Source organism: Listeria sp. LM90SB2, assembly GCF_028867355.1.
In the GTDB taxonomy this organism is placed as follows: Bacteria; Bacillota; Bacilli; order Lactobacillales; family Listeriaceae; genus Listeria; species Listeria monocytogenes_B.
On the sequence record NZ_CP046449.1, the window covers coordinates 2,296,369 to 2,320,668 of the forward strand.

Annotated in this window: 25 protein-coding genes and 1 other annotated feature; of the genes, 8 read left to right on the forward strand and 17 right to left on the reverse strand. The window is 36.0% G+C overall.

Annotated features, from left to right (window positions below):
- Window positions 1-106 precede the first annotated feature (106 nt).
- Window positions 107-1,783, reverse strand: a complete 1,677-nt coding sequence (locus GL301_RS11290; RefSeq protein ID WP_003724612.1) for a peptide ABC transporter substrate-binding protein — start codon at window positions 1,781-1,783, stop codon at window positions 107-109.
- A 623-nt stretch (window positions 1,784-2,406) separates the two neighbouring features.
- Here GL301_RS11290 and GL301_RS11295 point away from each other — a divergent pair.
- Window positions 2,407-2,751, forward strand: coding sequence for a DUF3899 domain-containing protein (locus GL301_RS11295; RefSeq protein WP_003724613.1), 345 nt, complete (start codon window positions 2,407-2,409; stop codon window positions 2,749-2,751).
- A gap of 42 nt (window positions 2,752-2,793) precedes the next feature.
- Window positions 2,794-3,021: a binding site (T-box leader), on the forward strand.
- A 64-nt stretch (window positions 3,022-3,085) separates the two neighbouring features.
- Window positions 3,086-4,081, forward strand: coding sequence for a tryptophan--tRNA ligase (trpS, locus tag GL301_RS11300; RefSeq protein WP_003724614.1), 996 nt, complete (start codon window positions 3,086-3,088; stop codon window positions 4,079-4,081).
- A gap of 55 nt (window positions 4,082-4,136) precedes the next feature.
- On the opposite strand, the gene GL301_RS11305 is transcribed toward trpS, so the two are convergent.
- From GL301_RS11305 to GL301_RS11325, 5 genes are all read right to left on the reverse strand, one after another.
- Window positions 4,137-4,553, reverse strand: a complete 417-nt coding sequence (locus GL301_RS11305; RefSeq protein ID WP_003722322.1) for an organic hydroperoxide resistance protein — start codon at window positions 4,551-4,553, stop codon at window positions 4,137-4,139.
- Window positions 4,537-4,989 carry a MarR family winged helix-turn-helix transcriptional regulator gene (locus GL301_RS11310; protein WP_003727844.1) on the reverse strand — a complete coding sequence of 151 codons (453 nt, stop codon included), beginning with the start codon at window positions 4,987-4,989 and terminating at the stop codon, window positions 4,537-4,539. Before GL301_RS11310 ends, GL301_RS11305 begins: the two co-directional genes overlap by 17 nt.
- A gap of 121 nt (window positions 4,990-5,110) precedes the next feature.
- Window positions 5,111-6,352, reverse strand: a complete 1,242-nt coding sequence (gene fabF, locus GL301_RS11315; RefSeq protein WP_003727843.1) for a beta-ketoacyl-ACP synthase II — start codon at window positions 6,350-6,352, stop codon at window positions 5,111-5,113.
- A gap of 202 nt (window positions 6,353-6,554) precedes the next feature.
- Entirely contained in the window at window positions 6,555-7,493 is a 939-nt protein-coding gene (fabH, locus tag GL301_RS11320) for a 3-oxoacyl-ACP synthase III FabH (protein ID WP_003722325.1), read from the reverse strand.
- 119 nt (window positions 7,494-7,612) lie between these two features.
- Window positions 7,613-8,740 (reverse strand): GW domain-containing glycosaminoglycan-binding protein, encoded by a 1,128-nt coding sequence (locus GL301_RS11325; RefSeq protein WP_274758723.1) that lies wholly within the window; start codon window positions 8,738-8,740, stop codon window positions 7,613-7,615.
- 322 nt (window positions 8,741-9,062) lie between these two features.
- Between GL301_RS11325 and GL301_RS11330 the strand changes: the two genes are divergently transcribed.
- Entirely contained in the window at window positions 9,063-9,251 is a 189-nt protein-coding gene (locus tag GL301_RS11330; RefSeq protein ID WP_003740802.1) for a YjzD family protein, read from the forward strand.
- Window positions 9,252-9,340: 89 nt separating this feature from the next.
- On the opposite strand, the gene gpmA is transcribed toward GL301_RS11330, so the two are convergent.
- From gpmA to hemE, 8 genes are all read right to left on the reverse strand, one after another.
- On the reverse strand, window positions 9,341-10,030 hold the full coding sequence (gene gpmA, locus GL301_RS11335) for a 2,3-diphosphoglycerate-dependent phosphoglycerate mutase (protein ID WP_003726238.1): 690 nt from the start codon (window positions 10,028-10,030) through the stop codon (window positions 9,341-9,343).
- Between the two features lie 90 nt (window positions 10,031-10,120).
- Window positions 10,121-12,721 (reverse strand): ATP-dependent chaperone ClpB, encoded by a 2,601-nt coding sequence (gene clpB, locus GL301_RS11340; RefSeq protein WP_003726239.1) that lies wholly within the window; start codon window positions 12,719-12,721, stop codon window positions 10,121-10,123.
- A 147-nt stretch (window positions 12,722-12,868) separates the two neighbouring features.
- Entirely contained in the window at window positions 12,869-13,546 is a 678-nt protein-coding gene (locus GL301_RS11345) for a Bax inhibitor-1/YccA family protein (protein ID WP_003726240.1), read from the reverse strand.
- A 111-nt stretch (window positions 13,547-13,657) separates the two neighbouring features.
- Complete coding sequence (locus GL301_RS11350) at window positions 13,658-14,428, reverse strand: Cof-type HAD-IIB family hydrolase (protein ID WP_003726241.1); 771 nt, start codon at window positions 14,426-14,428, stop codon at window positions 13,658-13,660.
- 63 nt (window positions 14,429-14,491) lie between these two features.
- The gene (locus tag GL301_RS11355; RefSeq protein ID WP_003726242.1) at window positions 14,492-15,277 is read right to left on the reverse strand and encodes a GNAT family N-acetyltransferase; all 786 of its coding nucleotides are present in this window, start codon (window positions 15,275-15,277) and stop codon (window positions 14,492-14,494) included.
- Between the two features lie 120 nt (window positions 15,278-15,397).
- Complete coding sequence (locus GL301_RS11360) at window positions 15,398-15,742, reverse strand: hypothetical protein (protein ID WP_003723828.1); 345 nt, start codon at window positions 15,740-15,742, stop codon at window positions 15,398-15,400.
- A gap of 156 nt (window positions 15,743-15,898) precedes the next feature.
- The gene (gene hemH / locus GL301_RS11365; RefSeq protein ID WP_003727839.1) at window positions 15,899-16,828 is read right to left on the reverse strand and encodes a ferrochelatase; all 930 of its coding nucleotides are present in this window, start codon (window positions 16,826-16,828) and stop codon (window positions 15,899-15,901) included.
- A complete protein-coding gene (gene hemE, locus GL301_RS11370; protein ID WP_003726244.1) occupies window positions 16,825-17,886 on the reverse strand; it encodes a uroporphyrinogen decarboxylase in 1,062 nt (353 codons plus the stop codon). Before hemE ends, hemH begins: the two co-directional genes overlap by 4 nt.
- Before the next feature lie 196 nt (window positions 17,887-18,082).
- Here hemE and GL301_RS11375 point away from each other — a divergent pair, with 196 nt between their 5' ends.
- The gene (locus GL301_RS11375) at window positions 18,083-18,586 is read left to right on the forward strand and encodes an antibiotic biosynthesis monooxygenase family protein (RefSeq protein WP_003730868.1); all 504 of its coding nucleotides are present in this window, start codon (window positions 18,083-18,085) and stop codon (window positions 18,584-18,586) included.
- Window positions 18,587-18,624: 38 nt separating this feature from the next.
- Here the strand turns inward: GL301_RS11375 and GL301_RS11380 are convergent, their stop codons facing one another.
- Window positions 18,625-19,848: an ABC transporter permease gene (locus GL301_RS11380; protein WP_014929104.1), complete on the reverse strand. Its 1,224-nt coding sequence runs from the start codon at window positions 19,846-19,848 to the stop codon at window positions 18,625-18,627.
- Window positions 19,832-20,584 (reverse strand): ABC transporter ATP-binding protein, encoded by a 753-nt coding sequence (locus GL301_RS11385; RefSeq protein ID WP_003726247.1) that lies wholly within the window; start codon window positions 20,582-20,584, stop codon window positions 19,832-19,834. The genes GL301_RS11380 and GL301_RS11385 overlap by 17 nt, the downstream gene beginning before the upstream one ends.
- Before the next feature lie 160 nt (window positions 20,585-20,744).
- Here GL301_RS11385 and GL301_RS11390 point away from each other — a divergent pair, with 160 nt between their 5' ends.
- The 4 genes from GL301_RS11390 to prsA2 all read left to right on the forward strand — a co-directional run bounded on the left by GL301_RS11390 (window position 20,745) and on the right by prsA2 (window position 23,279).
- Window positions 20,745-21,167, forward strand: coding sequence for an HIT family protein (locus tag GL301_RS11390; protein ID WP_003723834.1), 423 nt, complete (start codon window positions 20,745-20,747; stop codon window positions 21,165-21,167).
- A 29-nt stretch (window positions 21,168-21,196) separates the two neighbouring features.
- Entirely contained in the window at window positions 21,197-21,559 is a 363-nt protein-coding gene (locus tag GL301_RS11395) for a YtxH domain-containing protein (RefSeq protein WP_003720598.1), read from the forward strand.
- A 182-nt stretch (window positions 21,560-21,741) separates the two neighbouring features.
- Entirely contained in the window at window positions 21,742-22,281 is a 540-nt protein-coding gene (locus GL301_RS11400; RefSeq protein ID WP_003727836.1) for a DUF3267 domain-containing protein, read from the forward strand.
- Window positions 22,282-22,397: 116 nt separating this feature from the next.
- A complete protein-coding gene (prsA2, locus tag GL301_RS11405; RefSeq protein ID WP_003726773.1) occupies window positions 22,398-23,279 on the forward strand; it encodes a post-translocation chaperone PrsA2 in 882 nt (293 codons plus the stop codon).
- Between the two features lie 40 nt (window positions 23,280-23,319).
- On the opposite strand, the gene yhaM is transcribed toward prsA2, so the two are convergent.
- On the reverse strand, window positions 23,320-24,261 hold the full coding sequence (gene yhaM, locus GL301_RS11410) for a 3'-5' exoribonuclease YhaM (protein WP_003726774.1): 942 nt from the start codon (window positions 24,259-24,261) through the stop codon (window positions 23,320-23,322).
- Window positions 24,262-24,300 lie beyond the last annotated feature (39 nt).

Here is a 24,300-nt window from a genome sequence, read left to right on the forward strand (position 1 = left end):
GATACTTTAATTTTTAATTATAACACATGAAAATCATCAGCAAAAGGAGAGAGCATATCGAAATATACTCTCTCTTTCCGTCAAGCATTTCTTAAAGACTAATATTTTATTTAGTCAAGTATGTTTCTTTGTAAGTGTAATCTGGACCAAATGGATTTTTTTGCAAGTTTTTAATGTAGTCTTTTTGTAGGTATGCAGTAGAACGTTGATAAAGTGGTTGAATAGCTACATCATCCGTAAGAAGGATTTTTTCTGCTTTAACCATTTCATCCCAACGTTTTTGATCGTCAGCTGCATAAGTTACAGAAGCATCATTTAAAATCTTGTCGTAGTCTTTGTTAGAATAACTCATTCTGTTTTGTGCACCATCAGTTACGAATAGATCTAAGAAAGTGGATGGATCTTGATAGTCAGGACCCCAGCCGCTCATAGAGAAATCGTAATCTTGGTTTTGGTCATTTTGTAAACGAACTTTAAATGGTACGTTTTTAAGTTTAACTGTAAGACCGTCTAAGTTCTTTTGTAGTTGGTCTTGAATGAATTCAGAAGATTTTCTCGCATTTTCAGTGTCATCACTAGTGAATTCAACTGTAATTTCGTTAACTCCTAATTCTTTCAAACCAGCTTTCCAAGCTTTTTGAGCTTCTTTTACATCATATTCTAAATGTTTGCCAGATTCTTTTGTATAATCTTCTTTGTTACCTGGGTCAAAAGTGAAACCTTCTGGTACAAGGTTGTTTGCAGGTTTAGATCCGTTTTTAAGAACTGTATCAGTATACGATTGTTTGTCAATCGCAAGAGCTATAGCTTTACGGATGTTTTTGTTAGCAAATACTGTATCTTTGCCAGCACGTTTTTGGTTAAATTTAATGTAGAAAGTAGAAGAATCATTCACTGTTACATAGTCTTTATTGTTTTTGTTTTGAGCAGCATAGTCTGCACTCAATACAGTACGGTCAACTTTGTCAGTGTTGTATAAGTTAAGTCCAGTACCGGAGTCTTGAACAACTTGTACGTTGATTTGTTTCAACTTAACTTTATCTTTATCCCAATATTTATCATTTTTTACGTAAGTCCATTTTTTGTTTGTTCCAGTCCAGTCTTTCAACTCGAAAGGTCCATTGAATAACATGTTATCACTATTTTGTGCATATTTTTCGCCTTTTTCCGTAACGAATTTTTCGTTAAGTGGGAAGAAAGTCGGGAATGCGAATAGTGAGTTAATGTAAGCAGTTGGTTTAGATAGAGTAACTTCTAAAGTATAATCATCTACTGCTTTAATTCCTAATTCTTCAGGTTTTTTCTTGCCAGCTACGATATCTCCACCGTTTTTGATTGCATCAAATAGGTAAGAATATGTTGCAGCAGTGTTAGGGTCAACTGCACGACGCCATGAGTAAACATAGTCATTTGCAGTTACAGGGTCTCCGTTTGACCATTTTGCATCTTCACGAAGTTTGATTGTATAAACTGTTTTGTCATCGCTAACTTTTGGCTCTTCAGCAGCACCGGCAATGGCAGGAATACCATCTTTGTCAAGCGCATATAGACCTTCGTTTGTTTGGTTTACAACGTTCAAACCAACTTGGTCATCCGCTTTTGTGCTGTCTGCAGAAGGAATTAGTGCGCTTTCTGTCAAGTTAAGTACTTGCTCTCCTGAAGCTTTTCCTGAATCTGAGCCTTTTTTGTCGGATTTGGAATCTGATCCGCCTCCGCATGCTACCAAGACTAAGCTTAGTAATAGTGTTAATCCAAGTGTAAGAAATAATTTAGATTTTTTCACTAAGTAGACCTCCCTTTTTTATTTTTCTGAAAAATTGTTTCGATACCTATTATACTCTAAGAATTCTGGCTTTGTAAATTATTTTTACAAGATAAATGAAAACAAGGATGAAAGATACAAGTTATTAAAATATTAAGGCAAAATTGAAATTGCGTGAAAACTCTGAACAGAAAGTGTTACGCAATCCTCTATTTTGCAATAAATCGAATTAATTATGTATACTTTGCTAAACCTTTTGATTAAGTTTTCAGAAAACATAACCATTTAAATTGATAAATTTACGATGAACTTTGCCAATTAAGTTAAAACTGGAAGAAGTTATCTTTTTTGTATAAACGAAAATATCGAACCCCTTTAAAATTTAAAGGATTATTATATTTATATACTTTTTTTGAGCTGTTGTCTAGATAAAAATATCAAAAATTTAATTAAATTTTGTAATAAATTCGAAAAACGTTGATATAAAGCGATTTTTCTGTTAATAATCTGTAAAGACAGTTGGAAGGTTATTTTACTAAAAACGGACAAATTTCTAACATTAAATGATAGCTTCCTTCTATCATATAGTCTTTCTATCCAAATTGTGATAGAGTGAATTATGAATTTTAATTAGAGGTGAAGAAATGTTTTTACGAATTACTATTTATACACTTATTCAAGAAGCTATTATTTTTGGTATTTTACTTTTCGGAAAAAATCAGAGTGTTAGTTTAAACAACTATGTGGATATTTCCTTTATGGTAGCACTTATCGCGCTCCTAATTGGATTGTTTGTTTATATTATGAGAAGTGGGTTTTTAGACCGCGTTCATAATGGTTTTCGAAGTATTTCTCGCAAAATTAAACGAGAAGAAGAAAATGAGTTTTCAGATATGCCTTTATCTGAATTAGTCGGTCTTCGATACGCTGGGATTTTGTTTAGTTCCCTACTTGTTATGCTATCTAGTATTCTATGTATGTTTTTGTAATTGACAAGCCGTTTTGTAAACTGATAGAATAAAAGTAATATAACTGATGCGTTAATAGGAAGATTAGTACATTTTGTTGCTTTATAATAGAGAGTCTGTGGTTGGTGGAAACAGATAAAGCGCAAAATCGAATGGACTTCTAAGGACTGTTTGTGAAAGCCAGTAGCGAACAGCGGCTAAAGACCGTTACTTCTTTAATAGAAATTTTCTATTGCTAAGAGCCTTTTTAGGTACTTAGGGTGGCACCGCGGATAACCGTTCGTCCCTAACATTTATATGTTGGGATGGACGGTTTTTTATTTTCGCTATCAGTGAAAAAATTGGAGGAATAAACATGAAAAAAGTAATATTTTCCGGAATTCAACCTAGTGGACAATTAACTTTAGGAAATTATATTGGAGCTTTGAAACAGTTTGGTCAGTTTCAAGATGAATATGAATGTTTTTATTGTATCGTTGACGAACACGCTATTACGGTTCCACAAGATAGATTAAAGCTTCGTGAGCAAACAAGAAGTTTAGCAGCTCTTTATTTAGCAGTTGGACTGGATCCTGAAAAAGCGACTCTTTTTATTCAATCTGAAGTTGCAGCACATGCTCAAGCAGCATGGATTTTACAATGTAACGTATATATTGGCGAATTAGAACGTATGACGCAGTTCAAAGATAAATCAGATGGGAAAGCAGGTGTCAGTGCTGGCCTTTTAACTTACCCACCATTGATGGCAGCTGATATTTTACTTTATCAAACCGATTTAGTTCCTGTTGGCGAGGATCAGAAGCAACATATCGAATTAACTCGCGACTTAGCAGAACGATTTAATAAAAAGCACGCAGATATTTTCACGATGCCAGAAGTATTCATTCCTAAACAAGGCGCACGAGTAATGTCCTTACAAGATCCAACGAAAAAAATGAGTAAATCTGATGCCAATTTGAAAAATGCTATCTTTTTACTTGACCCACCAGCTACCATTAGAAAAAAAATCAAAAGCGCTGTAACCGATTCTAGTGGTATTATTGAATATAATAAAGAAGAAAAACCAGGTGTGTCTAACTTACTAACTATCTATTCTGTTATCACTGGCGAAACAATTTCTACTATAGAAGAAAAATATGTTGGAAAAGGTTATGGCGATTTTAAAACAGATTTAGCTGAATTAGTTGTTGCTGAACTTGAGCCAATTCAAGAAAGGTACTATGCTTATCTAAAATCTGAGGAGCTGGACACTATATTAGACGCAGGAGCAGAAAAAGCTGCTCGCGTGGCTAATAAAACATTGAAGAAAATGGAAAATGGCGTGGGGCTTGGCCGCAAACGCAGAAGATAATATAAAAAAGCCAATGACTAGTTGATCTAAGTCATTGGCTTTTTTTATTTAAACATTAACCTACTTTAATTTCCACATCGATGTTACCACGAGTTGCTTTAGAATATGGACAAACTTCATGTGCTTTTTTAAGTAGTGCTTCTGTTTTTTCTTTATCTTGTCCTTCGATAGTTCCTTCTAATACGACACCAATTTTAAAACCGTTGTCTTCTGGATCACTATATAAGCTGACAGTTGCTGTTACTGTGCTCTTTGCTTCAATCCCAGCTTTTCCTAGAACTAATTCTAACGCGCTATTGAAACAAGCTCCGTATCCAGCCGCAAATAGTTGTTCTGGGTTTGTTCCACCACCGCCGTCTCCACCAAGTTCTGTTGGCGCAGAAATATCAAAGTAAAATACGTTGTCTGGCGAATGAACTTCACCACTTCTTCCACCTGTATTAATGACTGTTGTTTCATATAATTTTTTCATTTTCTATTCCTCCTAATTGTTTCGTTAACGATTGTATTTTGGTAAGTAATTGTGTGTAGTCTAATTCTTTGAAATCAAGTAATTGAAGGCAGTTGTCCACGCTTTTTAATACGTCAGGTTGTATTTTTATTGCTTTTTCTGTTAAGCGAATATAAACGCGGCGCTCGTCTTCCGGATGACGACTCCGTGTAACATATCCTAAATGCTCCATTCGTTTTAACATAGGTGTTAAAGTTCCACTATCTAAAGCCAACCTCTTCCCAAGTTCTGATACAGTTTGTTCTTCAACTTCCCATAGAACAAGCAAAGCAATATATTGTGGATAGGTTAATTGAAACGGCTCTAAAGCTTCACGATAAAGTTTAGTAAATTGTTTGGATGCATTGTAAACAGAAAAACATAGTTGCTCTTCTAATATGCGTGTATTCGTGTCCAACATGTTCTCCTCCTTTTAAGTTGTGTACAATTTAATTGTAACCAATCATAATAATGAAAGCTAGTTTTTTGCTCAAAAAAAGCCTTACCTCATTTTTAGAGGTAAGGCTTTTGATTATATTTTAGTCTTCTATTCTTTTAAATACTAAAGTCGCATTGTGACCACCAAAGCCAAAAGAGTTAGAAATTACTACATTTACATTTGCCTCACGTGCTTCATTTGGAACATAATCCAAGTCACAAACTTCATCTTGGTTTTTCAAATGAATCGTTGGTGCAATAATATTATCACGAATAGTCAATAGGGCGAAAATAGCTTCTATTCCGCCAGACGCACCTAGAGTATGTCCAGTCATTGACTTAGTAGAACTAATCGCTAATTTTTTCGCATGATCTCCAAAGACAGTTTTAATAGCTTGTGTTTCGTATTCATCATTGTACGGTGTACTTGTTCCGTGGGCATTAATATAATCTACTTTATCAGGGGTAAGGCCAGCATCATCAATCGCCATTTTCATTGCGCGCGCAGCACCTTCACCGTTTGGAGCTGGAGCAGTAATGTGGTAAGCATCTCCTGTTGCACCGTAACCAACGATTTCAGCGTAAATTTTTGCCCCACGTGCTTTTGCATGTTCGTATTCTTCTAAAATAACGATACCTGCGCCTTCACCAATAATAAAACCATCACGATCTTTATCAAACGGACGGCATGCAGTTTCTGGATCTGGATTTAATGACAAAGCTTTATTAGCAGTAAAACCAGCAAGTGACATTTTAGTAATCGGCGCTTCTGCTCCACCAGTAATCATTGCATCAGCGTCTCCACGCTCAATAACTTTAAACGCGTCGCCGATTGAGTTTGTTGCAGTTGCACAAGCTGTAACTGTTGTAGAATTAATGCCTTTAGCACCAAAACGAATAGAAACCTGGCCTGAACCCATATCTGGAATCATCATAGGTACGAAAAACGGGCTAACTCGGCGATGACCGCGATTTAAGAAAATTTCATATTGTGTTTCGAAAGTTTCCATTCCACCAATTCCTGAACCAATCCAAACACCAACTCGGTTTGCATTGGAATCATCAATAACTAAACCAGAGTCTTGCACGGCCATTTCAGCACTTGCAATTGCATAATGCGTAAAACGGTCCATTTTACGAGCTTCTTTTTTCTCTAGATATTTTTCTACATCAAAATCTTTTAATTCTGCTGCAATTTTAACCGGAAAGTCATCCGGATTAAGTCTTGTCATTTTTGCAACACCATTAACACCTTTTTTTGCGTTTTCCCAAGAAGTTTCCGCATCATTTCCAATAGGTGTAACAGCTCCAATACCAGTAACAACTACTCTTCTCTTATCCATTTACTCATCTCCTTATTTTGCGATTCATAAAAAACAACTTCTGTCCAATGACAGCAGCTAGTATAAAGTTAAGGCTTTATTTAAAATTAATAATAGTGCACAAACAAATAAACCAAAAGCCTGTTCCATTATAACATAAATAAAGGAAAGTTGTCCTAACTAAAATAATCGTTAGGGCAACTTTCCTTTTTAAATTTACTGCTTACTTACCCCAACGAATGATTAGGGCGCCCCATGTTAGTCCGCCGCCAAAACCTACGAGCAGAACGTTATCATTATCTTTAATACGTCCTTCTTCCACTGCATCAACGAGCGCAAGTGCGATTGAAGAGGACGAAGTATTACCATATTTGTGTACTGTTTTCATCAGTTTTTCTTCTGGTAAATTCAAACGCTCACGAGAAGCTTCCATAATACGAATATTTGCTTGGTGAGGAATTAGTAAGTCCAAGTCTTCTTTCTCAAGACCAGCACGTTCAAGTACTCGTAGTGAAGCTTCTCCCATTTGGCGAACTGCAAAGCGGAATACTTCACGACCGTTCATATAAATCTTTTTATTTTCATCTAAATTCAAGTATTTACCACCTGATCCATCTGAACCTAAGTCAAATGAAAGTAAACCATGATCATCAGAAACTGGTCCCATAACTACAGCACCTGCCCCATCACCGAATAATACTGCTGTTGTGCGATCATCCCAGTTAGTGATTTTAGATAATTTATCCGCACCGACAACCACGATATTTTTATATGCACCTGTTTTAATGAATTGTGCTGCAGTCACTACTCCAAAAGTGAAACCAGCACAAGCTGCCTCAACGTCCATACCAGCAGCGTTTTTTGCTCCTAAGCGGTCTTGGATAATATTAGCAACTGAAGGAAATGTCGCTTCTTGTGTAACAGTTGCAACGATAAACAAGTCAATATCATCTGGTGTAAGACCAGCATTCTTAATGGCTACCTTTGCTGCTTCATATGCTAAATCATGCGTATATTCGTCATCACGAGCAATTCTTCTTTCCTCAATACCAGTTCGAGTTCTAATCCACTCATCAGATGTATCCATAATTTTTTCTAAATCAAAGTTAGTTACTATTTTTTCAGGTACGTATTTACCTACTCCTAAAATTCCTGCGTTCATGTGTTCTCCTCCATATCAAACTACATCAGGGTGAAAATAAATTTTCTCCTGGTTATTTTTATGACCTGGTGCTAATTTTAACAGAGAACTATCAATTAAGCAATTGGATTGCTACTTTTTTATTTTACTTCTAACGCTTTATTAGGATTGTTTTCAGCAAAACCGTCTGCTTTTGACCAGCCAATTACTTTCCCATCGTCTGACTTAATACGGTACCAATATTCATTTTTCACATCTGCACGACGGTCAATATCTAATTCTTTCCCTAGATAATCATTAAGATTTGTGACTACTTTTGAATTATCTTCTACTGGGTAAGCATAGATTTTTTGATCCGAATCGGTGATATATTTATCTAGTTTCACATTTGTTTCATTTTTCGGGGTATAAAAAACTTCTACAGCATTACTGTTTACCCATCCAATAGTTTCGCCTTGATTTAGAAGCTGATACCATGTTCCTTTTTCTGTGACAGCTTTTTGAGAAATTCGAAGGCTTTTATTTTTGTAATCTTTGACACTACCTGTTTTTTCTGCACCCTCTGTATTATATGGTTTTGTCCAAATTGTTTCATTGCTAGAATCTTTAATTTCCGCATATGCTAATTGGTTTTCTGTTGATGTCACTGTATCGTAAATTTGGTCATATTGATCCAAATTGTAATTTTCAATAGTTGAAATGAGTTTTTCTGCGTATGCTGGGTCAGTTGCATAACCTGCATCTTGAATTGCGTATGCTGCTTCCTTATAGTTTGTTTCTCCGATGACCGCTGAGTAAAGATTTGCATTACCAGATACTCCATTAAAAAAAAGTTGGGCATGATCGACTAAAGATGCTTTTTTGTCTGGATACTTTCTGAAATCAGCTTGTGTGCGGTAGGCTTTCCCGCTGCTAAATTCTTGCGTTCCCATTGAAACGGAATTTCCTTCATAGCTTCCTTTAATTCCAAACAGGTTGTTAGCTGAAGTTGATAAGCCACTTTTACCCCAATTGGATTCTAGAATAGCTTGTGCTAAAGTGACACTCGTCAATATTTTTTCTTCTTTTTGTAGATCTTGTGCATCATTTGCTATGGATTGTATAAATTGTTGTTGTGATAAAGTCATTCCTGCGTGACTTACTGAAGTTTGGCTCGTTCCTGCTGCCTCCGCTTGAACAAAAGGTACTAGTGTAGAACTTACGATGACGCTTGCTAGTAAAATCTGCGTGAATTTCTTTTTCATTATCAGTTGGCACTTCCTATCCAAATTAGTTAGTTCCCCCAATTTAAATGGCTCTGTCTCTGTTAACCTTCTTCATTCTAGCATTTTCATTCTGAGAGCCTACTAATTTTTTGATGAAAGATTTATAATAAAGTAAGCAGAATGGCTAGTATAGAGGGTTCCTGTGCACCTATTTACATTTGACAATATTATGTCATTGCTTATTTACCCCTTTACACTACTATTCTCCATTTAAAGTTCATTTCCTTCCATTTTTTGATAATCGTATTTTCAAATGATATATGATTGGATAATCTAATTTTATGTGCTAAAATGTATAATGAAATAGATGAAATGGGGTGTAAGGATGCGTTATGTGGTAACTGTAGTTTGGGTATTCTTACTTTCTTTAATGGCAGAATTCGTTCTTTCTTCCATGTTATATGTATCATTTGATATGACGCGGGCTATTATTTTAACAGTAGGGTTATCCTTCTTCATTATTTTAATCACTTTCTTGATGCCTAAAGATAGCGAAGTTTATGACTTTAAGTAAACATCCAACTTTCTGATAGCGAGAACTGACTTTTCAGGTGCAGTTCAAAAAAAGAAGCTCTTTCCAATATATTGGAAAGAGCTTCTTTTTTATTTATCCAAGTAATATTTATTTACTGGTTTTAAATCATCGTTTAATTCATATACTAGTGGCACGCCTGTCGGAATTTCTAAATCCATTATTTCATCATCGCCAATACCTTCTAGAAATTTCACTAATGCTCGTAAACTGTTACCATGCGCCGCGATGACTACTCGCCGTCCTTCTTTAATTTCTGGAGCAATCGTGTCCATCCAATAAGGAATAACGCGTTCTAATGTTACTTTCAAGTTTTCACCTGCCGGAATAGCGTGTGTATCAAGGAGTTGATAACGGCGATCATTTTTGGCTTGTCTTTCGTCGTTTTCTTCTAATAACGGTGGAAGAGTGTCATAGCTTCTGCGCCATTTTTGTACTTGGTCAGCACCATATTTTTCAGCAGTTTCTTGTTTGTTAAGACCTTGAAGTGCGCCATAATGCCGTTCGTTCAAGCGCCAAGATTTATGAACTGGTACCCACATTTGGTCAGATTCTTCTAACACATAATTAAGTGTTTTAATAGCTCGCGTTAAAACAGAAGTGAAGGCAACATCGAATTCTAAGCCCGCTTCTTTAATTCTTTTTCCTGCAGTCATTGCTTCTACAACGCCTTCTTGTGACAAGTCAACATCATGCCAACCTGTAAATAAATTCAATTTGTTCCATTCACTTTGACCATGACGAATTAATACTAATTTCATCTTCCTCATCCTTCCATTTTCGTCTATTTTCTAAACGACTAATCCAACCAAAGTTTTCCCTTTCAAGCGAGGTGTCAAACCTTTTCTATGTTATTCTGTGACTTTAAAAGTAAATTCTTTATCTGCTAAATCAATTTCTACAGATGAATGTGGCATGATTTTACCTGATACAATTTCTCTAGCAAGTGGCGTTTCAACATGACGCACAATATAGCGTTTAAGTGGTCGTGCGCCATATACCGGATCATATGCTTCTTCCGCAATAAATGCTTTTGCATTATCGGAAATAGTAATCGTAATTTCTTGGTCGGCTAAACGGATTTGAAGTTCTTCTACTAATTTCTCCACAATGCCTTTAATATCAGCTAGTGTTAGTGGTTTAAATAGAATAATATCATCTACGCGGTTTAAGAATTCCGGTTTGAATTCACTTTGTAAAATTTGCATTACATCCGATTCTAATTCCGGTGAAATTTCGCCTTCTTCGGTTCTTTCAAGTAATAAATTAGAGCCAATATTTGACGTCATAATAATTACTGTATTTTTAAAATCAATTAATCGACCTTGTGAATCTGTGATACGTCCATCATCAAGTACTTGTAATAGTATGTTAAATACATCTGGATGAGCTTTTTCTATTTCATCAAGTAGGACGATTGAATAAGGATTTCGTCTTACAGCTTCAGTAAGTTGACCGCCTTCTTCATAGCCAACATAGCCTGGAGGAGCTCCGACAAGTCTTGATACGGAATGTTTCTCCATGTATTCAGACATATCAATTCGAATCATATGATCTTCTGAATCAAACATATTAAATGCGAGTGCTTTGGCAAGTTCTGTTTTACCCACACCTGTTGGCCCTAGGAAAATGAATGAGCCAATTGGGCGTTTCGGATCTTTAATACCAGCGCGTGCACGAAGTACAGCATCACTAACTAATTGAACAGCGTCATCTTGACCAATTACTTTTTGATGAAGTTCATCTGCTAATTTAAGCAGTTTTTCGCGTTCTCCTTCTACTAACTTGGTCACTGGAATTCCTGTCCAACGTCCGACGATTTCTGCAATTTCATTTTCTGTTACTTCTTCTTGTAAAATCCGGTCTTCTTGTGCAGTTTTTTCGCGATTTTCTGCTTCTAACTCTAGTAATTCTTTTTCCACAGCCGGGATTTTACCGTGTCGTAATTCTGCTGCTTTATTTAAATCATAATTATTTTCTGCTTCTTCTAATTCATGACGCAAATGATCGATTTGTTCTCGGACCTCACGAATTTTACTAATTTCGTTTTTCTCGGATTCCCATTTCGATTTCATTTGATTGGCTTCTTCTTTGTAGTCAGCTAGTTCGCGTTGCAATATTTCTAAACGGCGTTCACTCGCTGGATCTTTTTCTTCTTTTAAAGCCGCTTCCTCAATTTCTAATTGCATTACTTTTCTCGTTACTTCGTCGAGTTCACTTGGCATCGAGTCAATTTCGACACGAATAGTTGCGCATGCTTCATCTACTAAGTCGATTGCTTTATCTGGTAAGAAGCGGTCCGTAATATAACGATTAGAAAGACTCGCTGCTGCAACTAAAGCATTATCATGAATATTTACCCCATGATGAATTTCAAAGCGTTCTTTTAACCCACGTAAAATGGATACTGTATCTTCCACTGTTGGTTCTGGGACAAGTACTTTTTGGAAACGTCTTTCGAGCGCGGCATCTTTTTCAATATATTGGCGGTATTCATCTAACGTAGTTGCGCCGATACAGTGTAGTTCACCGCGGGCAAGCATCGGTTTTAACATATTTCCGGCGTCCATTGCGCCATCTGTTTTACCTGCGCCGACAATCGTATGAATTTCATCAATAAATAGTAAAATTTGACCGTCACTTTGTTTCACTTCTTGAAGTACTGCTTTCAAACGTTCTTCAAATTCACCGCGATATTTAGCTCCAGCAATAAGGGAACCGATATCAAGCGAGATAATCGTTTTATCTTTCAGCCCTTCTGGAACGTCTTTTCGAACGATTCGTTGTGCTAAACCTTCGACAATGGCTGTTTTACCAACGCCTGGTTCACCTATCAGAACTGGATTATTTTTTGTTTTTCTAGATAAAATTCGGATAACGTTACGAATTTCTGCATCGCGTCCGATTACTGGATCGAGTTTACCACTTCTAACTTCCGCGACTAAATCACGTCCATATTTTGTTAAGGCTTCATAGTTTTCTTCTGCATTTTGAGAAGTCACTTTTTTCCCTCCTCTGATTTTTAAAATAGCTTCTTGAATTTGTTTTTTAGATTTATGTTGTTTTTTTAGATTCATTGTTATTGGATTTGATTTTTGATCCATGACAGCTAAGATTAGATGTTCTGTTGATACAAAATCATCGTCTAATTGTTTTTGTTCTTTTTCGGCATCCCGCATCAACTGAAAAAGTGCTTGGCTCATTGCTTGACCATAGTTTACACCGCTTCCAGAGACCACAGGAATTTTTGTTAAAGCATCTTCTACTGTTTTTTGAAGTGCATCTATATCTACTTCTGCTACATCATATACACGTTTGGCAAAATCACTCTCTGTTAATAACACTTTAAAAACATGAGCGACGTCGATTTCTTGATGTTCGGATGCAATTGCTAAATTTTGAGCGTCCGCAATTGTTTGCTGGACTTGTTGCGTAAATTTTTGTAAATCCATTCATTCGTCCTCCTTATAAAAGATAAGTCTGACCTTTTTTGACCTTAACTTTATTATAGTTTTTTATCTTGCTTTTGTCTAACAAAAACCATCTTTTTTATAGAAAAAGATCTACCAATTTTTAGGTTGGCAGATCTTCTGAATTTCTTAATCACGACCTGTAAATAGGCGGAGTAAGAACATGAATAAGTTAAGGAAATCAAGGTATAAATTCAGCGCAAGCATTGGTACATCAGCTAATTCCACATCGCGCTTCATGATTTGGTTGAAGTCATACAAAATATATAGTGAGAAAATAATCGTTCCGCCTGCTGAAATAATTGTTGATAGCATAGAACCTAATGGTAAAAAGACTCCTACAAAGCTAAATATAACGAGAATAATAATCGCAGCGAATAAAGCACTGCTTAAGAAAGATAAGTCTTTTTTCATTTTTGCGCCAATAAAAGCTAGCGTTGTGAAAGTAACGGTTGCTGTAACAAATGCCATTAGAACGGCGGCACCTTGCCCTGCACCAAAATAATATGTCAAAGTTGGTCCAAGCGTTAAGCCTGTGACAAACGCAAATGCTAGTACTACTGGGTATCCTACCACTTTATTAATAGTTTTACTTCGACGCACTACCATCGCTGTGATAAGTAACGCGACTTCTAAGACGACAAGAGGCAAATAAAGTTCTGGACTTAATTTACTCCCAATCGCAGCACCGATAGATGCAAGTAGCAAAGAAAATACAAACCAATTAAGTATTTTTTGCATAATAATTTGTTTCTCAGTTCTCTTTTCTGTGTTTGCTCGCTCGGATGTGTGATTGATTTCGTTCATTAACATTTCTCCTCTTCCAATTGATTAGTTTTATTATATCAAAAGAATTATTACAATTCTATCGGTCTTGCGTTGGAATTTCACAAAAAAAGAAGCGCACGAGGCACTTCTTTAAATTAAATCAAATTGTTTCAAGCCAAGCATAATGCCGTCACTATTGTTATCTTTCGTTACAAAAGTAGCTTTTTCTTTTAATAATGGTACGGCATTTTCCATTGCAATGGCATAATCCACTGCGCCAAACATTTCTAAATCGTTCATTCCATCACCAAACGCATAAGTTGGAACGTCTTGATAGCCCATTACTTCAAGTAGCTTCGAGATACCAACTGCTTTAGATCCGCCTTTTCTTAAGACGTCATTACTAAATGGTGTGTTGCGAACAAATTGTAATTCTGGAAAGCGTTCTGGAAAATAATCATCACCAGTTTCGAGTAAAAGAAGAGCCATATTGATGTTTTCTTCTTTATACATATTAGGCCTTACTTCTGGCATTGGCTCGCCTAAAAAATCATAGTGTGCTTTTACAACTGGTGTACTTGCGGTTGCGCCAATTCTTTTATCATTATAATAGCAAACCTCTACATTTTGTGATTTAGCTTCTTCCGTCAAACGAGCAAGTAAATCAGCATCAATCACATCTTCGTACACTTTTTCTCCTTCAAAGATAGCCATTTGTCCGTTCATCATTACTGCGGATTCAATGCCGGTAATTTTCATTTGATGACTGATTTCTATGAGCGTCCGACCAGTAGCAATGACAGGAATAACATTATTTTCTCGAAGTTTATCAAGTGCTTGAAGCGAGGTATCAAGTACTTTGGATTCACTATTTAACAGTGTTCCATCCATATCAAAAAAACAAATTCCACGTGGTTTCACATTATTCATCCTTTACTAACATAATATATCCATCATACCAATCTTACGGATACAAAGTAAAGGCTATTTGTACATAACAAAATCTCCGGTGTGCTCAAAACCTAGGCGGTGATAAATTTCTCCTGCTACTGGGTTATCATAAAACAAACATGGTTTTTTGCCTTCTGCTAATACATCACAACATAATTTTTTTAGAAGTGTACTTGCAAAACCACGTTGTCTATAACCATCGCTCGTCGCTACACCTGTAATCATTGCTGAAAAGGAATTTTCTGCAGATGTTTCTGCTACAGCAACAACTTCTTGGTCTTGTTCAATATAATAAATTCGTTTCACGCCTTTTTCAATTTGGCGAATAATTAATTCTTCATTTTCATCGCGTGAACCAAATTCTTTAATGTGTTTGCGCATTTTAATAATTGGAGCTACGTCTTCTGCCACTGCCGTTCTGACAATAACGTCTTGATTTACAGAAATACGATTTACATGTTCGCATTCGCAAAAATAAGTGTCTTGTCTTTTTTCGGCAAGTTCTGGTAAAAATGGTTCCAATTCCTTTGTGACACGAGAAATACCGCTAACTTCGTATGTATCATGCTTAGCAATAATTTCTGAGAAAGCTTTTGCATCAAAATTAGCATCTTTTGAATACGGTAAGAAAAACGTATCGAATCGAAGTAACAATGCATGTAATTTGTCTTCTGAATCGAATTCACCCCAAAGATCTTGCACATCACTCTCGTAACCAAAATTTTCGATATCCCCAATAATAAATAAGTTGAGGGTTGCTTCGGGTTTTAAAAGTGCCATTACTTCTTCATTATCAGATACAGTTAGTTTTCTAATCATGTGCCACACTCCTATTTTGAAAATTGTCTTCATTTTACGTGAGTTAGGTAGGTTCGTCAAGCCCTGAATCTTACTATTTTGCGCCATATAAAAAAGCTCGGGACAATTAGTCCCAAGCTTTTATGATTCGTAATGAATTTCGCCAATTTTCAACATTAAGCTGATAGCGTTGAATTTTTCATCTCCAAGATGCATTTTGTTTGTATCTTGAAAAGTGATAGGTGCTGCTGTAATCGCTTCTTTCGGTTGTTCAAAGAACTTTTCTTCAAGTGCCAAACTTTCTGTAATTTGCGATATGTATTTTTGGAATTTATTTTCGTTTCTCATTTTCCCAATCATCAATGCTTTTAAAGTGTTTTGAGAAATCCCGACTGCAAGCGCGAATGTTCTATGAGTGTATCCATTTATTTTCATATAAAGTGACAAATTAGTGGCAATTCTTTGTTTTTCTGCCTTGTTTTTCATTTGGGTGAACCTCCTGTCTTTCTATAGTTATCATTATGCCCGGTGAAGATGAGAATTTGATTAAAACTTCATAGTATTTAGCTAAAAATATTGAAAACGTTTTCTTTGTTTTAAAAAAATATGCCGGAATAACGAATATCCCGGCAAGTACTTTATTTAATTGCTATATTTTTCCCAAACAACCGTCCTTAATACTTCTAAGAATTCTGGGTCCGAGTTTGGCATTGGTGGTCGGTGATAAGTCGCGCCCACTTCATCGGTAACTACTTTACATTCATAATCATTATCATATAAAACCTCTAAATGTTCAGCCACAAATCCAACTGGTGTATAGATAAAGTGTTTATATTTTTCTCGACCGTAAAGTTCTCTTGTTAAATCTTGTACATCAGGTCCGAGCCACGGCTCCCCAGTTTTCCCTTCACTTTGCCAACCTAACGCGTAATGAGGTACTACTACTTTTTCGAAAATGAAATCTGCTGTTTCTTGCAGTTGATCTGGGTACGGGTCATTATGTTGTTTAATTTTCTCCGGTAAACTGTGTGCGGAAACAATTAAAACAGTATCCAATAATTCATCAGCTGGAATTTGTTTTGCTGTTTCGTTAATTCTATCAGCCCACATTTGAATAAATTTGGGTTGTTTGTACCAATCATTGATTGCTTTGATACGAAGGCCACCTAGTTTATCAGCTGCATCTTTTGCTCTTTTGTTGTAAGCTTCGACGCTAAAGCTAGAGTAGTGTGGCGCTAAAACAATCGAGATTGCTTCTTCTATTCCATCTTTATGCATAGCTTCTACAGCGTCTTCAATAAAAGGTTCAATATGTTTTAAACCGATATATGCCTTGAATTCTACTTCGTCTTGCGATTCATTTAACGCTTTTTCTAATCCATAGGCTTGTGCTTCAGTAATTTTTGCGAGTGGAGATAATCCACCAATTGCATGGTATCTTCCGCGCAAATCCGCAATCATTTCTTCACTTGGCTTATGACCATGACGAATATCTGTATAGTAACGTTCAATATCTTCATCTTTGTACGGTGTCCCGTATGCCATTACAAGTAGACCTACTTTTTTAGTCATTTTATATCATCCTTTTTTAATAGAATTTCGCTACGTTCATGGATGTAATTAGTTAGTTTCTTCAACATTTCTGGTGGTACTTCCGGGAAAACGCCATGTCCTAAATTAAAAATATAACCTGGTTCTAGTACGCCTTCTTGCAAAATACGATTTGCTTCTTTTAAACATTTCTCTGGTGCAAGAAGTGTGGACGGATCCAGATTTCCTTGAATTGCTTTTGTTGGAACTTTTTTCCGAGCACTTGTGATGGTTTCACGCCAATCGACGCCAACAACATCAAGCGGCATTGTTTCCCATTCTGCTAAAAGATGACTCGCGCCAACTGCTTGCATAATAATTGGGGTTGTTGGATGAACTGCTTTCACTTCTCTAACAATCATTTCGATTACTGGTCGAATGTATTCAGCATAGTCAGCTCGACTAAGTGCCCCTACCCAAGAATCAAACAATTGCACCGCAGAAGCGCCCGCATTAATTTGCGCAATTAAATAATTCGCAGTCATTCGACCAAGTTTTTCCATTAGTATTGCCCAAACTTCTGGCTCGCGATACATAAAACTTTTTGTTTGGTGATAATTTTTCGATGGACCACCTTCTATCATATAGCTAGCCAAAGTAAATGGTGCACCTGCAAAGCCAATTAAAGGTACATCTAGCATATCATCTGCCAATAATTTTATCGTATCTAGGACATAAGGAACTTCTATTTCTGGTTTGAACATTGTCAGTTTTTCTACATCTTGGAAAGATCTAATAGGATTATGTATGACTGGACCAATACCAGATTTGATTTCAACGTCTACTCCCATCCCCGGAAGTGGTGTCATAATATCTTTGTATAAAATGGCTGCATCAACACCATATTGATCTACTGGTAATTTGGTTACGTAAGCACATATTTCTGGCTGATGAGTAATTTCAAATAGAGAGTATTTTTCTTTTAATTTGCGGTATTCTGGTTGGGATCTCCCTGCTTGTCTCATATACCAAACCGGAATTCGGTCAACTTGTTCTTTTCGCGCTGCTTTTAAAAATAAATCATTCGTTATTTTTGTCATCGAGTCGCTTCCCTTCTTTGTTCATTTACACACAATAGGCAACAGAACAATAAATAACTTCTCCAGATAAAAGGATACTAGAAAATTTGTATAAAACCAAACAAATTGCCTATCAGCTGTTTCAATTATGAAAAACGTGGAAAATAAAGGTGTAATCATTTTTCTTAATGGAATAAAACTGAAAGAAGGACTTATTATGAAAAAAGTATTTATCACGACTGGAACGGAGCACTACCTTCGTCAATTAATGGCAAATTATACTGGCGGAAATGTGACACTTCTACAAAACTTTTCCCAATCACTTTTGTATCAAGAGTCGACTGGTGAAAAACTTTTCCAAGAAGGCGCTGAGTATCGAGTATTGCAAAGCAGTGGTTCCTTAAAAGGTTTTGGAGTAGTCGTCTTTGAATATATCCACCTCCGCGATGAAGAAATCCCTATTTTCTTGCAAATGTATCAACGAGCGAGTTTGCATTTTAGTGAAACGCCTGGCTTGCAAAGTACAAAACTCACAAAAGCGATGAATATGAATAAATTTTTAATTATTTCCTTTTGGGATTCTGAAGTATTTTTTCATGACTGGAAAAAAACACCTTTATCCAAAGAAATTACCAATATCATGAAAAAAAATAATACTCAATCTGGATTCTCACATGAAGATATTTATCATTATCCAGAATTTTCCCATGATGCTAAATAGGAAAAAGCGATTTGGACCACTCATCCAAATCGCTTTTTTTATTCGTACATTTTTTTCATTCTGACTGGTGCATAAAGGAACGTAAAGATAACTACAAAAGCCAAATTAATTCCTAAAATGATCATCCCACTGATGGTCCCATTTTGTGCAATGCCAATCACACTAAAGAGTAGTGCTTGAGCGAGTAACAAAATCCGAAGAAAGTGAATAAAACTGCGATGACGATAACGATCATTAATCGGATAAAGTCGTAGCATAATTTGTGCATCATAATGTTTTAACATCGGGATGAATTGAAAACCAGTTAAATACAAAAATAGTAGTGAGAAAATGATATTTAAATAAAAACCTTGAACAAACACGAGTAAAATCACGGCAATTACGGTAAGTCTAATGTAAAGACCGGCATATTCATTTGTTCTAATAAATGTCCGACTGAACAAATAAGCAAATGTTTTTCTTTTCGCATAAGGAATTGGCTGATAAAGAAAATCGAGATAACTCCGTCTCCGAACCGTTCCTCGCAAATGAGGTACATCCGTAAATAGATTCACTAAACGATAGAACCGATTCATCCGCGCTTCTTCTTTATCCACTAAATATTCCCAGCGTAAAGTTACTTTTGCCGTTTTAGTTCGAAGCCAGTAGTAACTCGCCACAAGTACTACCAAAACCAAAGGAATAGAAATGTAAGGTGCGGCGACTAACGCAATATAAATTAAAATAGCATTAAGGATAACACGAATAAACATCCACGTTGTATCCGCCTCTTCTAATTTCATACTTTCCCAACCAAAATAAATGTTCCACACTTTTAGCATACTGAGGACAATAAACAAAGTGAAAAACTGGCTGTACGGAACCTTTGTCACTTCCACATACATCGGCATACAAACCCCAAGCACAATTACAAAAACATATAATTGCATAAAGAAGCTCGCTATTTTTGCTTGGGTAAAATAACTATCCATTGCTTTTTCCTGTACAATTAAGTAAACAATATCCGGTTTTTTCAGCAACGTGGCAACAGGACTAATGGCAATTGAAGCAGTGAGTAAAATAACCATTAACGGAATAACGGGAAATGTGGGTTCAAGCGTCTTCACCCAACCAGCGTAATAAAAAATCCCCGCTCCAAGTCCAATCACAAGCACAAAAAGCAAATGATCATTAAACATATAACGAAGATAGCGCATGACTTCGGTCGTATAGGCACTAAAACGTTCTTTCCAAAGCGCTTTGCTGTCAAATATCATCTTCATCAGCTTCCTCTTCCTTTGTCAACTGAATGTAAATTTCATCAAGTGAAGCTCCCGGCATTTCGAAGTTTGTTTGCAAGTCTTTCAGCGTTCCCTCTGCGCGAATCTCGCCTTGATGAATAATAATGAACGTATCGCAATATTTCTCAGCCGTTGCAAGTATATGCGTTGACATTAAAATGCTTGCACCTTTACTACGCATTTCGTCCATCCAGTTAAGTAATGACTGAATACCAAGCGGATCTAAACCAACAAAAGGCTCATCAATGATATATAATTTAGGTTCAATTAAGAAAGCCGACATAATCATTACTTTTTGTTTCATCCCTTTAGAAAAATGGGCTGGAAACCAATTAAGTTTTTTCTCTAAACGAAACTCCTTTAAAAGAGGCTTCATTCTTGCTTGCAGTTCTTCTTCTGAGATACCATAAGCCATACCTGTTAATTCTAAATGTTCTTTTAAGGTTAATTCTTCATATAATACAGGTGTTTCAGGGATATAAGAGAATTGCTTTCTATATGTTTCTGTATCTTCCACTAATTGGTGATTATTGATTTTAATCGTTCCTTGTTTAGGATGCATTAGACCAGTTATATGCTTAATGGTCGTACTTTTCCCTGCCCCGTTTAGCCCAATTAAGCCAACAATTTGTTTTTCTTCAATCGCAAACGAAATATCTTTTAAGACTGGACGTTTGGTATACCCGCCCGTCAGGTGTTCAACTTCTACTAAAGCCATTTCCATACCTCCTTACGTAATCTTTAGTTAATAATAGCATATTCGTCCCTTGAACTGTCAAAATAATCCACCACCTACTATCTAACACATGCTTTTCACTGCTTTTTATGTTAAATTAAAATAGTACATAATTATATGTAATGAAAGGTGGTCATACTTAATGGACGATTGCATTTTCTGCAAAATAGTTCGTGGCGAAATTCCTTCTGCCAAAGTGTATGAAGATGATGAAGTATATGCTTTCCTCGATTTAGGCCAAGTTACAGAAGGTCATACACTCGTAATTCCCAAAAAACATGCTAGGAACACATTCGATTTACCCGATGAAACGGCCGCTGAATTATTCCGCCGCGTACCAAAAATCGCGCGGGCATTAAAAGAAGCTTTACCGATTCAAGGATTAAATATTTTAAATAATAATGAAGAAGTTGCTTTCCAATCTGTTTTTCATTGTCATATCCATTTAATACCAAGGTATAGCAAATCAGACGACTTTGGGTTAAAATGGAAAGATAACGCAGACTGGTATACACAAGAACGTTACCAAGAAATTGCTGAACTTATTGCAGCAAAAGTAGACTAAAATGACTTTATGGATGGAGTGGAGTATAAATGAATAAAAAATCACTTATTTTCGGTATTTTAGCTGGTGGGGCAATTGGAGCCGCAGCCTCGGTATTATTTGCTCCAAAATCCGGCAATGAGCTTCGAAAAGATATTGTCGCTAAATCAGGTGAAGCAAGTGTTATTTTGAAAGAACTCGCATATAATGCAAATGAACTTATCCAATCCGTTCAAGTTCTCGGCACAGAAGGTTCCACTTTATTAAAAGATGTTTCTTCTGACATCATGGAATCTGTTTCCAAATGGAATGAAGAAATGGAACCTGAGAAGAAACGCCTAAAAGACGAGATTAAAGATATGCAAAAAACAATTTCCGACTTAGAAAAAACGCTAAAAAAAGATAATAAATAAGTAGAGAAACTGGGCGACTGCTCAGTTTTTTTATTTGTCTAAAGTCCCTTTCAAAAAAACGTCATAATTAGACAATAAATTCTCTAAAAAAAGCTTGAATTTTGTAGCATTTGAGCATACAATACTATGGTGCCTTCTGATGGAAGAGCACTATTTTAGCTATAACTGGAGGAAAGCTTACAATGCGCTGCCTAAAATCAATCAACACAGAGCGACGAGACGAATTTAATCGACTTTTCCTAAAAGGAATTCTTGTCTGGCTAGCTGCCGTATGTATTTGTTTTTTAACACAACATTTAATCTATCCTGATCAACTTACAAATGATTATCAACTTGCTAGCTTTTTAGGTATTATTTTAATTTACCCAATTCATAAATTACTTCATATTCTTGGATGCTTTAAATACCGTGAAGGAACTGTTATTCAGTGGCGTATTCACTTCTTTTTCCTTCCTTGTATTAAATTAAATATTAAGCGAATAATACCAAAATGGCATTACATTTTTTCGTTAATTCTACCATTTGTGATTATAACTACTATTTTAATCGTGTTAATGCTTTTAACGCCCATCGGACATTCAGGTATGTTCCTGATATTACTATCTGTCCACTTTGGAATGAGCTTTTCTGATTTTACACATATTAAAAAATTATGGAAAATGCCGAAGAATTGCTTTATCGAAAGTGCAGAACGCGGATTTTCTGTTTTAATTTCTGACTAAACCATAAGAATATCATTAAATTTCTTTCATCTTTTCTTTTTACCTTTAATTTATGTTATGATAGTTATTGTGTTAAGCGGGAATTATTCCAACAACTAAGGAGTGTGTTTTATTTAATGAAGAAGAAATTAATTCTTGGACTTGTCATGATGATGGCATTGTTCAGTCTAGCAGCGTGCGGTGGCGGTGGAGATGTCGTTAAGACAGACTCTGGCGATGTAACGCAAGATGAGCTTTACGACGCAATGAAAGATAAATATGGTTCTGAGTTTGTACAACAACTTACTTTCGAAAAAATTCTTGGAGATAAATACAAAGTAAGCGACGAAGATGTTGATAAGAAATTCAACGAGTATAAATCACAATACGGAGATCAATTCTCTGCAGTTTTAGCTCAAAGTGGCTTAACGGAGAAATCATTCAAAAGCCAACTTAAGTACAACTTGTTAGTTCAAAAAGCTACTGAAGCCAATACTGACACTAGCGACAAAACACTTAAAAAATACTATGAAACATGGCAACCAGATATTACTGTAAGCCATATTCTTGTAGCTGATGAAAACAAAGCCAAAGAAGTTGAACAAAAACTGAAAGACGGCGCAAAATTTGCTGATTTAGCAAAAGAATACTCTACAGACACTGCTACTAAAGACAATGGTGGACAATTAGCTCCATTCGGTCCTGGTAAGATGGATCCTGCATTTGAAAAAGCAGCTTATGCCCTTAAAAACAAAGGCGACATCAGCGCTCCAGTAAAAACACAATACGGATACCACATCATCCAAATGGACAAACCTGCAACAAAAACAACTTTCGAAAAAGATAAAAAAGCTGTAAAAGCTTCTTACCTTGAGTCTCAACTAACTACTGAGAACATGCAAAAAACGCTTAAAAAAGAATACAAAGATGCTAACGTAAAAGTGGAAGATAAAGACTTGAAAGATGCTTTTAAAGATTTTGATGGCTCTTCATCCAGTGATAGCGACTCATCTAAATAAGCACTAAAAAACACGCTTGGAAATTTCCAAGCGTGTTTTTTTATTCAAATATAGGATTGTAAAACGAACGATTATCTAACCCAAATACTCGTTCACTGAATTCACCAGGTTTTGTATGTTTTAGTACTTTATCCATCATGTTCAAGGAAGCATCCATTAAATCAATTTGGTGTAAAATCTCTGCTTCACGCACAAGTGGTGGTTTTGGACTACCCCATTCACCTTTGCCGTGATGAGAAAGAAGAACATGTTTTAAAACCACGACCTCTTCACCATCAATCGAAAGTTCGTCCGCAATTTTACTCACTTCTTCTACTACGATAGAAATATGGCCAATTAAATTACCTTCTAGTGTATACGTCGTTGATACAGGGCCTGAAAGCTCAATGACTTTTCCTAAATCATGTAAAATCACACCTGCGTATAATAAATCTCGGTTAACAGATGGGTAAAGATCGGCAACTGATTTTGCAAGTCGTAACATCGAAACTACATGAAAACTCAAGCCGGAAACAAATTCATGATGATGACGCATTGCCGCCGGATAATCATAAAAATCATCTTGATATTTTTTAAGCAATGCGCGCGTAATTCGTTGCAAATTCGCATTTTTCATTTCGAAAATATATTGTGTGATTTCATCAGCCATTTCTTCTTTATTAATTGGCGCGGTTTCCATGAATTCACTAGCACTAACACCGTCCAGTGCTGTAGCTTGTCTAATTTGGCGGATTTTCAATTGTTTTCGCCCACGATAATTTTGAATATCACCCATAAGATGAACTATTTGTTGTACCCCGTAATTCGCTTCATCACTTTCTTTAACATCCCATAGTTTTGCTTCTAATTCACCTGATTTATCTTGTAAAACAAGACTCAAGAATGGCTTTCCGTTGCTAGCCGTTCCTTTTACGCTTGATTTAATTAGCAAGAATAAGTCTACTGTTTCTCCAACTTCAAAATCTAATAATCTTTTTTCCATTGTATCGCCTTCTTTCTTTCTGTAGTAAGAAGTTTCTTC